This is a genomic window from Microvirga roseola, from assembly GCF_020866965.1.
Lineage (GTDB): Bacteria > Pseudomonadota > Alphaproteobacteria > Rhizobiales > Beijerinckiaceae > Microvirga > Microvirga roseola.
Genome location: NZ_JAJATX010000090.1, coordinates 1 through 10,352, shown reverse-complemented (window position 1 = coordinate 10,352; position 10,352 = coordinate 1). Strand labels below are relative to the sequence as shown.

Sequence of the window (10,352 nt, the reverse complement as noted above, 5' to 3'; positions counted from 1 at the left end):
ATACGGGCAACCGTATCGGGAGTTCGAATCTCCCCCTCTCCGCCAGTTAACCCTCTGATCCATAAGGATTTCTGAGGTTCAGGCCGAGGACCGCCAGAGCGTCCGAACCAGCCCAACAGATCAGTCCGGCACATTCGTGGCACACAGACGGACAGATCATTATGGCGACCATCCGCAAGCGCGGTTCTTCCTGGCACGTTCAGATACGGCGTCAGGGCTACCCTCCCCTTACCAAAACCTTTTCCTCACGAACCGATGCAGCCATCTGGGCGCGAGACACGGAACGAGCGATTGACCGGGCAGAGCTTCCCGTCGGCCATCGGGAACTCAAAAGCGCAACCGTTCGCGACCTCCTCAAACGGTACGAACTGGAGATCACCACCAAGAAGCGAGGGGCGGACCGAGAGCGTTTCAAGATTCGCGTGATCAGCGCTCACAGCATTGCCAAGGCCAGCTTGGACAAAGTTTCAGGCGCAATGGTCGCCCGATACCGCGATGACCGCCTCAAGCTCGTGACCAGTGCCACCGTACGGCGTGAACTGGCAATCCTCCAGCACTGCTTCGAGGTTGCACGGCGGGAATGGGATTTCCCGATCGGCCTCAACCCTGTGCGTCAGATCACTCTGCCCGAGCCGAGTCGTGCCCGTCAGCGCCGCTTGGCACCAGAGGAGATCGGGCGCTTCTGGGCAGCGGTGGATCGCGCACGGGCCTGGTACGTCAAACCCCTAATCATCTTGGCCGTAGAAACAGGCATGCGCCGTGGCGAACTCCTGTCGATCCGATGGGATGATGTTGACGCCTCCGCGAGGACCATCAAAATCCTGACCACGAAGAACGGCCATCCTCGCGTAATCCCGCTGACACCAAAGGCGATACGCACGTTGAATGAGCTACCACACGGCCATGATAGGGTGTTCCCAGCAAAGGCTACAGCGGTGAGGCAAGCATGGGATCGCCTTATCCAACGGTCTGGCTTGAGCAACCTCCGGTTTCACGACCTGCGTCATGAGGCTGTCAGTCGCTTCTTCGAGGCTGGTCTCAATGTCCCCGAGGTTGCCCTCATCAGCGGCCATCGCGATCCGCGCATGCTCTTTCGATACACCCATCCAAGAGCCGAGGCGGTAGCGGAGAAGCTTGCAGTTGCGGAGCGAAAACGGAACGTCGGTGTGTTGCCTCGCTCTACCTCTGACGTGGACTGACACCACCGGCAGTCAGCTAAAGGGAGCTTGGCCTGTGTCAGGCTCCCAGCCCATTTGCATCAATCTCGGGACAGAATTTCAGGAGTCCCATCGATTTCCAAGTCTATCTGCCGGAGCTGCCGGGCGCACTTCAAAAAAGACCTTAAAGTCTCGTTTGTTGTTGTTCGTCTACGCTGGGCAGAGAATAACTGCCTGGAGGAGGAACGGGCATGTGCGGACGTGTTATACAGTATCGCACGCCGGAGGAGTATGCGGCCTCACTTAGTCTAAGCTGTCCAGATGACAACCTCCCCAACATCCCGGCCCATTTTAATGGTGCGCCAGGGCACGACTTCTTGGTGATCCGGCGCGACCCAGAGACGAAGCAGCCAGTATTCAGTACATCGCAGTGGGGCTTTATCCCGAGCGGGGCTGCGGTCCCAAAGATCAGACGGGATCTGGTCAGCGTCCCTGCCGAAACGGTTGTGACCACAGACAACTTCCGTGCTGCCTATCGTTATCGCCGATGCTTGATCCCCGTTGACGGCTTCTACGAGTGGAAGAAGGTATGGTCAGTGGGCAGGCAGCCCTATGCGATTGGTATGGAAGGTAGTCAGCCATTCACCCTTGCCGGACTGTGGGAAAACTGGAAGAGACCGGACGGCGCATGGGTCCGCACGTTTGTCATTCTTACCACACAGAGTAATAAGCTTCTGTCGGATCTTCACAACAGGATGCCTTTGATCATTGAGGCAAAGAACCGTGGCCGCTGGATTAGCGAGGAGGAGCATTCCGGCGATCTCCTGAAGCCGCATTCGTCTGAAGGGATGATCAGATGGCAAGTGTCCACGCAGGTGAACAGCCCCAAGAATAACGACCGTATTCTGTTGGAGCCTTTGCCTGCCGCAGGCTGACGGCAAATCCTTGTGCTGGTATCAATCAGCTAAAATAGAACGAGACCATATGAAGCTGCCGTGCCGACTTTCCTGACATCCACTCCGTCTCTTGAGGACAACTGGCGTGCAGTGATCCTTTTTGGGAAGAACACCGCATCGTACAAGTTCGCTCTGGGGCAGGCCCTACTGTCTCTGGGCCGGAATCAGAATGACCTCGTCCGCCTCGACGAGCTTGCCATCCCGTATGCGAAAGTCCTGTGTGATCACCTGAAGCAGGCTCCGAAGCAGGGGACGTTCAAAAAGAGTACATTCCTTCAGGAATGCCAGAAGTGGATTGACCGAGAATACTCCGATGATCGACTCCGCGATGCCACGGTAAAGCATGGTTTCGGCGATGTGCTGGATGCTTTTCACAACCTCGGTGGAGGTCGCGAGAGCGTCCGATTCTTCTATAAGGAACAGCGGCCCCAGAAGGGCATCCGCCTGACCTCCGAGTTCTTCCGTCTGGCCAATGAGAGTGTCGCTTCCGATCTGGAGAGGGAGGTTGAGGGTCGCTGGCGTCTGGTGGAGACAGCTTGGGAGGCTGGAGTCACTGTTCCGCTGATTGAGACTGACGACCACGGTGAACGGCTCGTTGCACTCTTTGGTGAGGAGCAACCGGAGGGGCTCAAGCGGCGTCGGCGGATCAGCGTCACATCCTCCCGTGACGCCCTGAATGGCTACCAGAAGGGCCACTGCTTTTATTGTTTTACCCAGATCCGGATTACCGCAGGGGCCAGTGATCTGGCAGATGTGGACCATGTGTTCCCCCATGTGCTGGGGCCACGCCTGCCCGGGAACGTGAACGGGATCTGGAATCTGGTTCTGGCCTGCCGGGACTGCAACAGAGGGATCAGTGGCAAATCCGATCTGGCCCCAGCACTGGAACTTGTGGAGCGGCTCTACACCCGCAATGAATTCCTGATCGGGAGCAAACACCCACTCGGAGAGACTATTGTGCGGCAGACTGGAAAATCGCCATCGGCTCGGGCAGGCTTTCTCCAGAGTTGCTTCACTGCGGCCCTTACGAACCGTATCGCGACTTGGAAGCCCATTCTTCGTGCCCCGCCGGTGTTTTGAGATGTCCATCAACTATTATGAGCGCAATGCCGACCAGTTCTTCGCTGACACGGTCGCAGCAGATGTAAGCCTGCTTCAGGCGCGGTTCGTTCGTGAGTTGCCGCCTTCAGCTCATGTACTGGATGCAGGTTGTGGCTCTGGCCGTGATGCAAAGGCCTTCGCGGATCTCGGTTTCCATGTGACGGCTTTCGATGCGGCAACGGAGATGGTCAGGCGTGCGGCCCAACATACAGGTCTTCCTGTGCTTCACATGACCTTTGATGACATGGTGTGGAGTGAGGAGTTCGATGGGATCTGGGCAAGCGCATCCCTCCTTCATGTCCCTCGGGGGGCGCTTCCCAGCGTATTGACCCGTTGCCATCAGGCGCTTCGGAAGGACGGCATCCTGTACACATCATTCAAGTATGGCTCAGGAGAGCGCGAGAAGGATGGTCGCCGCTTCACTGATCTGACGGAGGAGACGTTTCAGGAGATACTCGCTGAGGTCGGAGGCTTTCAGGTCATTGAACTGTGGCGCACGGGGGATGTGCGGCCGAGCAGGCAAAGCGAAATGTGGCTCAACAGTCTTGTTCGTAAGGCTGACTAAGGGCTTCTGCGACAGAACCTGCGGGTTACACCTGCACCCTTAGCGCCTTTCGTGGGCCACCGTTGTCCGCAATGATGTCCATTTCCTTGGCCTGCTGCTTTGCCTTGGATCGTAAGGCACTGAGCGCAGCTACCGTTTCTGGCTGACAATTGCCATCAATGTTGAGCGGCAGGTGCAGTCCGGATGCCAGTATCTGGCTTTCTAGTTCCCACGGCCGATTAGTCTCCACCCAAGTGACAAAGGCATGGTTCTGCATCCACCGATCCAAGACCTGTTCGCCAGGATTCGTGAATGTATGACGTGTGCCGTTTCCAACCCGCCGCAGCTTGATACCGAGGTGTTCGCTCAGGAGGCATCCAAGAGTCAGGCGCAGGGTCGATCCTTCTGCATTCCCGCCGTAGTGGGTCTGGAGGCGCTTGCGAAGCGTGGATTGGCTTGGACGTTTGCCATTGGTGGGTGGGGCCTTGGGCGAAATGCCCACGTACAGGAGGGTATGATCACCAAACCTGTGACAGGCCGTGGCATCCACAAAACCCGGCACCTGACTAAAGTACCAGGCGTAGACACCAGCACTCGCTGGAACCACACTCTGGCGTCCGAGAACTTCCGATGCATTATACAGACGATCAGGTGATAGCAGGCGTTCGATCAGGCTGTTCAAGGTCGACTCTGAGACTGAAGGTGCGGAGGGCTGATGGGCAATACAAGCACATGCTATCGGTGCCTGAAAGAGCGTTCAAAGGCTGATTTCATCCAGAGGGTGGACGACCGGCACTATGGCATGTGCAGGCATTGCCTATCTGAGATTCTCACTCTCAGGGCCAGCGGCAAGCGACGGCTCCCGCACACTGACACTCACCGGATCTGTTATCTGTGTCGGAGAGTACTCGCGGCCTCGGAATTCACACGACGCAGCAACGGCACCTACTTCTCGGCCTGTAAGGAGTGCAACAGGCATGTATTTGCCCAGCGGCGTCGGGCACGCCTGCTCCAAGCAGAAGGAGAATACACCCTCCGTGAGTGGCTGGATTTGTTAGCGCAGCATCCCCATTGTCCCGGCTGCAGGCGGCTTTGGGCGGACATCCCGCTTTCCAAGGGCAGGAAGACGGCAGTCACAGTTGATCACATCATCCCAGTTAGCAAGGGAGGCAGAAACAGCATCGAGAACCTTCAGCCGCTGTGTTTTTCCTGCAATTCCCGCAAGAGCAACAAGATCACAGATCAGGCAGGTAAGGACGGACCAGATCGATAACGCCGACAAACCAGCCAGAGCTAAAGCCAAGCTCTTGATTGCGCCACGATCCATCTCCACTTGGACCAGGATTCTTCGCAGGGTACACAACGATGCAGAAGCTGCGTGGCTGGGTCATGCCGGAAGAGGATGCTCACGACCTGATCCACCTGATCGACGAGAAGCTCCGGTCATCGCGCTTGGATCAGAGGCATCATGATGTGTTGCTGAGGCTCCGGTCGATACTAGAGGACGATCTGGTGAAGCCCATGAACAACGACCAGAATCAAGACACACGATACGCCAGTACAGGATAAGCCATCTGCCATTGTTCAATCGAGAAGAGGAAACACAGGAAAACACCAATCATGAGCTGGCTGTGGTCTCAAGTACATTTGCCACACTTATGCCACAAACAGTAAAATTCTAAAGCATGCCAATTACTATTACATACGAATACGTTTGCATTATTTGCAATCTTAGGGGAATTGGCGCTATCAATCAAGATGGCAACGTGACCGACTTCACATGCCCATCAAAATCCGACAAGTTGCCTCAAGAGCCAAGGACAACTTGCAAAGGACAACTTGTTGATGAACACCTATAATAATTTCCAAAAATACCCTACTTGAGGATCTTTAGCCTCTTACGTACTAGCGTCTCTCCGGCACATCACTGAGAAACCACCCCACAGTGCTGATTATACTTTAGCACGCCGGGGGCTTTTATTCTGAAGCATCAATGATCTATAATAACAGCCTTTGCGCTGCCTTTCGGCATGCCTTGGAAACTCAAGCTCAACATCGTAGACAGCCTCTTACACCATTCAACAGGAGCGTGGCAGAGACCATCCTCAATGCAGGCCTTCTGGCTCTTGAGGACTTTGCCTCTGGTATCCCTCAGTATCGTGTGGTCTCCGCTCCGACCGGCTCTGGCAAGTCCTCGTATGCTTTTGCGCTGATCAAGGCTGTTATTGATGCTGTGGATGGAGCCTCGGCTGTGTTCCTCTGCGAGACCGTAGACCAGTGCGAGGACACCTACAGAGAACTGGTGAAGCTCCTTGGTCCTCATGACCTCGCCGTCTGGACCACCTCTCATGACAAAAGGCGGACATTAGAAGACGTGGAGGCTGAGGATGGCTTCAGGCCCAGCGCCCAGTTTCTGGTGGATGATCTCGATAGTCATCGTGTTGTTGTGGTCACTCATGCTTTCTACAGGGGACCAAGGGGATCTCTGGCAAGGCTCTATGGTGGCAATCACCGGATACTGACCATCGTTGATGAGCGGCCCAAGGAGGTGTCCATCTACGATGTGGACCAGGGTGATGTCCTCAAGGCGCGGGACTGGGCTGTCGGTCAGTATGGCTATGACAGCAGAGCCGTGGAGGCTTTCAAAGGACTTCACGATTATCTCAATGGGGCGTGGGAATCGGAAGGGAACAAGAGCTTTCGCTCCCTTCAATGGTCTTGCAGTTCGTGGTTCCTGTCACATCAGGCTTACGGTGTTCTGATCAAAAGCAGCGACAGCATCCCAGGGCAGGTCATTGGTTTTGCTCAAGCCCTTAGCGAAGGCTATGCCTTCATGTCCCGATTTGAGAGAGGCGCAAAAGGTGGACGCTTCGTGGGCTACAAGATGGATCTGCCAGTGTTCCCCGGGACTGTGCTTCTGGATGCGACCAGCAACATTGATGGTGTCTCCGAGCTGGTGTCGTGGCGGATAGCCGTGTCTTCACCTCAGGTCTCCTATGAGAACCTGACCATAACCCACATCACCCCTCCTCTTGATGTCGTTGAGCCTGGGGAAAGGATCACGGAGATCGTCAGGCATTCTGAGCGGGCTAAGGCTTATGCATCGTGGATCAGAGAGACGGTGGTGAGAAACACATCTCCCGGCGAGAAGGTATTGGTGGTCGTTCATAAGGCAATGCTCGAAGGCAACCACCTTCCCAAACAAGACAGCCTTGGGGAGGACGCGTACGATCTGGATGGCAGAAGGGTCGCTCTCATCAACTGGGGATACGGCATTGGCTCGAACCGATGGAAGACTGCAACCAGCGTGTTCCTCTTTGGCGAGTTTCACCTCCCTAAACGGATAACCATGGGCCAAATGCTTGCCCTGCTCGACCAGCCTGTCACCGAATACGGCCTATCGAAGTTACAAAGCCCGAACTCCGTGGACGACGATCTCCTGCGCCTTCAGCATGGCCACCTGCTGCGATGGGAGAAGCAATTAGCTATGAGAGGCAATGCTCGGAACATAACGCCTCATGGGACATGTGGAGAGCAGAGGCTCTTCATATGTTCTGAGTTCAAGCGCCTCTTCCCCAATGTCAATAAGCTCTTTCCTGACGCCGTGTTCGTGGTTGAAGAGCCTGTTGAACGAACTGGCAATGGCACGGAAGCACTCGCCCGCATCCTACTCTCCTCGGCCGATCGGAAATCCATCTCCAATTGGGACATACAGAAGGAAGCAGGGGTGGATGTCGGGAAGCACTCTGGACGACTACTTCAGAATCCACTTGTGCAAGAGGCCATGAAAGCACGTGGGTGGGTCTACATGCCTGGAGGCGGGCGTGGAAACCGGAGTCGTTTTGAGCGCGTCTGAGCGCTGGTGGACATTACTCGCGCCAAATGAACGGCAGCTCGACTCCAGATAGGGTTATTGGCTACGCATCCTTCCTGACGCCACTTCAGTGATTCGGGTGCTGACGCCAGCACCTCGGGTCCAGCTCCAGCAGGGATGAGGGAAAACCGTGCCAGCGCAGGACGATGCCCGCGAAAATCGAATTGTTGATCTTTTCAATTTAGACCGCCCCGCAAATCGTGTAAGGCACGGCACGGATGCTATCCTTGAGATTGACGGTCGAATACTGGAGTTCGAACTCAAGTCTACTACTATCGCAAAAGGCGGCATATCGACAGTACGTGACTTAGGAAAAGCTCATATTGAGAAATGGCGAGAGAAACATTGGATTATTGGCATCTATTCTGGCGATAAGCTCCTTGAGTGCAAATATGGCACGCCGGATGCGATGGCCCCATGGATAGATAAGGTTTGGACCTACATCGCGCCAGACTTTGAGGTCGCGGAACACCTCCCTCCAGTAATCACGGAGCAGGAGATGATTGCGGTCATAGGCGATAAGGCTTTTTATTCTCTTGAGGATGCCAAGAAGCTCCACAAGCTGCAGTACAGCGCCGCAGAATACCGGAACCTCATGGATCTGGCTGGAGGATACAGCAAGGAGAGGATGCTTGATATCTTCCGCGATAGAGCAAAATACCTCATCGAGCGAGGCTCTACCTTGAACAATCCTAAGATCACGCCCGAGTATTTTATGAGTTGGCCATCGATCACAAAGGATCACGCAGGTATCCTTCGGGAACTCATCCGAGCATGGCTTGTGTCTCAACCCCCTGCCAGCACATCCGCTACAGAGCAGGCGACCGCATAAGCCATTGGAGGCGCAACAGAGTTCCCTATTAACCCCAAGGCCTTGTACACTGGGGGCTTAATTGGCCAATCCGCTGGAAAGCCTTGGAGCAGCAGGCAATCTGGGATCGATAGACGGAAAGTGCCATTCTTAGCAGCAAAGCGTGATGCAGCGTCCCGATCCGGTGCCACTCCGTTTGGCCAAATCTGAAGCTCCTCCCACTGGCGCATAGCAGTGGCACTATTCACCACACTTGTGCTGTGACGAGGACCTGTCAGCCCGCTGCGGAGGGTCGGAACCAACCCATCCAGTCCAATATCAGGAAGGCCCAACGCCTGTCGCGCACCCATAACAACAGGAAGGCCCTCCCCCGCTCCCAGATCACGAGCGTGGGTTGGAGATGGCACTTTATAGCGTTTGGCGACAGCGCGGTTACGGAAACCCACGAAGAACACGCGCTTCCGGCGTTGTGGCACTCCGAAATCCGCAGCCTCAAGCACGAGCATCTGGATTTGGTAGCGGCTGCCCAAGCGATCCAGGATCATTTCTTTGACGTACGGAGCGAACTTCTTCGTGGCCAATCCAGGTACATTCTCAAGAATGAACGCCTTCGGCTCAATTGCCAAAACAGCCCGTCCAAACTCTGGGATCATATCTCGGACATCCGCAGCACCTCGCCTCCCCCCGGCATGACTGAAGGGCTGACAGGGAGGGCCTCCATGAAGAACGTCAATCTTACTTCGGTAAGACTTCCAGTCGATCCGCGTCACATCCCCGTTGTCACCGGCATGAACCTCCCAATCCGGGCGGGCTGCTTTCAGGACAGCAGCGGTCTCGGGCAAGATGTCGAAGGACGCCATATGGCGAAACCCTGCCCGATCAAATCCGAGATCCAGTCCCCCTCCGCCACTGAATAGGCTCAATGCGCGTAGGCCATTGGACGGCTTTTGCGGCATGAGGTCCTCAGGGTCCAGACGCGGCGTAGGAATCGGGTGCTTAGGGGCATCACACTCCCCCCTCGTAGCTCGTTCCTTGGCGGCCTTCGATGCGAGGCTGATCTGGCGGAATCTCTCCCGCTCTGCCTCGGTCAGATCCCAACCTTTATACCACGGCGCATCAGTACCACGGGCAGCGTAGAGCCTTTTTCTGCTTACGTCGTTCATTGGGTCCCTTCGTCCGCCAGTATCGGACACTCGGCAAGGATATTCCGAACCACCTTGTCCAAAATCTCCTGATTTTTGGTTTCGCACTCCCAAATTACAAAGACTTTCCACCCCTTTTCCAACAGGGCTGCAATAGCCCGATTATCTCTATCCACATTCGTCTGGAACTTGTGGAGCCACCACTCCGTCCTTGTGCTTGGAACGTACGCGCGACGGCAGCCGGGGTGCCGATGCCAGAAACACCCGTGGACGAAGATAACAAGCCTACGGCGGCGTATGACGATATCCGGAGATCCTGGCAGGTTACGAACATGGAGCCGATAGTGGACGCCTAATGCCCGGAGAGTGCGCCGGACTGCCAGCTCAGGAACACTGTCCTTCGCCTTGATCCGCTGCATATTTTCACGGCGTTTGGCAGGACTGACCCTGTCCATATCTGATACCCTACGCCAGTGTAGCCCCTACCTTTTCGCAGGGTCCATCCGAGTGGAATCGCCGCACCGCTCTGTCACAGCGCTGTCACAGGAGGAGAGGCATGAAGCCTATCTAAGGCACTCCTCCGACCTCACAACGATCTCTGCTGAAAGTCCTTGTGTCCGACGAGTAGATCGGTAGAATTCTCAGGGTAACGGCCTGATTTTCAAGCTGTTTCGGATACGCATTCATGGAACCACCCGATCTCAACCGGATGCCCTTCGCGACCCGGAGAGGTGGCAGAGTGGTTGAATGCACCGCACTCGAAATGC

10 protein-coding genes are annotated in these 10,352 nt (G+C 55.6%); 7 read left to right on the top strand and 3 right to left on the bottom strand.

All coding sequences use genetic code 11. The features are described 5' to 3' along the window. The first annotated feature begins 161 nt into the window (after nt 1–161). From LG661_RS23220 to LG661_RS23205, 4 genes are all read left to right on the top strand, one after another. A complete protein-coding gene (locus LG661_RS23220) occupies nt 162–1,199 on the top strand; it encodes a tyrosine-type recombinase/integrase (protein WP_230534366.1) in 1,038 nt (345 codons plus the stop codon). 209 nt (nt 1,200–1,408) lie between these two features. Then, nucleotides 1,409–2,092, top strand: a complete 684-nt coding sequence (locus LG661_RS23215; RefSeq protein ID WP_230534365.1) for an SOS response-associated peptidase — start codon at nt 1,409–1,411, stop codon at nt 2,090–2,092. Nucleotides 2,093–2,152: 60 nt separating this feature from the next. Continuing rightward, on the top strand, nt 2,153–3,193 hold the full coding sequence (locus LG661_RS23210) for an HNH endonuclease (RefSeq protein WP_230534364.1): 1,041 nt from the start codon (nt 2,153–2,155) through the stop codon (nt 3,191–3,193). Nucleotide 3,194: 1 nt separating this feature from the next. Continuing rightward, entirely contained in the window at nt 3,195–3,779 is a 585-nt protein-coding gene (locus tag LG661_RS23205; protein WP_230534363.1) for a class I SAM-dependent methyltransferase, read from the top strand. Nucleotides 3,780–3,804: 25 nt separating this feature from the next. Here the strand turns inward: LG661_RS23205 and LG661_RS23200 are convergent, their stop codons facing one another. Beyond that, entirely contained in the window at nt 3,805–4,440 is a 636-nt protein-coding gene (locus tag LG661_RS23200; RefSeq protein ID WP_230534362.1) for a GIY-YIG nuclease family protein, read from the bottom strand. Between the two features lie 33 nt (nt 4,441–4,473). Here LG661_RS23200 and LG661_RS25580 point away from each other — a divergent pair, with 33 nt between their 5' ends. From LG661_RS25580 to LG661_RS23185, 3 genes are all read left to right on the top strand, one after another. Further along, nucleotides 4,474–5,031 carry an HNH endonuclease gene (locus LG661_RS25580; RefSeq protein WP_407666819.1) on the top strand — a complete coding sequence of 186 codons (558 nt, stop codon included), beginning with the start codon at nt 4,474–4,476 and terminating at the stop codon, nt 5,029–5,031. An 816-nt stretch (nt 5,032–5,847) separates the two neighbouring features. Beyond that, nucleotides 5,848–7,614: a DEAD/DEAH box helicase family protein gene (locus LG661_RS23190; protein ID WP_230534360.1), complete on the top strand. Its 1,767-nt coding sequence runs from the start codon at nt 5,848–5,850 to the stop codon at nt 7,612–7,614. 148 nt (nt 7,615–7,762) lie between these two features. Continuing rightward, a complete protein-coding gene (locus LG661_RS23185; protein WP_230534359.1) occupies nt 7,763–8,464 on the top strand; it encodes a PDDEXK family nuclease in 702 nt (233 codons plus the stop codon). Here LG661_RS23185 and LG661_RS25575 read toward each other — a convergent pair. Together LG661_RS25575 and LG661_RS23175 are read right to left on the bottom strand one after the other, a co-directional pair. Then, nucleotides 8,419–9,399, bottom strand: a complete 981-nt coding sequence (locus LG661_RS25575; protein WP_407666822.1) for a DNA cytosine methyltransferase — start codon at nt 9,397–9,399, stop codon at nt 8,419–8,421. The genes LG661_RS23185 and LG661_RS25575 overlap by 46 nt on opposite strands. Nucleotides 9,400–9,602: 203 nt before the next feature. Continuing rightward, a complete protein-coding gene (locus LG661_RS23175) occupies nt 9,603–10,040 on the bottom strand; it encodes a very short patch repair endonuclease (protein WP_268995510.1) in 438 nt (145 codons plus the stop codon). Nucleotides 10,041–10,352 lie beyond the last annotated feature (312 nt).

Excerpts from the sequence above, each read along its gene's own strand:
- LG661_RS25575 (WP_407666822.1), bottom strand. The coding sequence starts at position 9,399 with ATGCCGCAAAAGCCGTCCAATGGCCTACGCGCATTGAGCCTATTCAGT.
- LG661_RS23215 (WP_230534365.1), top strand. The coding sequence starts at position 1,409 with ATGTGCGGACGTGTTATACAGTATCGCACGCCGGAGGAGTATGCGGCC.
- LG661_RS23205 (WP_230534363.1), top strand. The coding sequence starts at position 3,195 with ATGTCCATCAACTATTATGAGCGCAATGCCGACCAGTTCTTCGCTGAC.
- LG661_RS25580 (WP_407666819.1), top strand. The coding sequence starts at position 4,474 with ATGGGCAATACAAGCACATGCTATCGGTGCCTGAAAGAGCGTTCAAAG.
- LG661_RS23220 (WP_230534366.1), top strand. The coding sequence starts at position 162 with ATGGCGACCATCCGCAAGCGCGGTTCTTCCTGGCACGTTCAGATACGG.
- LG661_RS23175 (WP_268995510.1), bottom strand. The coding sequence starts at position 10,040 with ATGGACAGGGTCAGTCCTGCCAAACGCCGTGAAAATATGCAGCGGATC.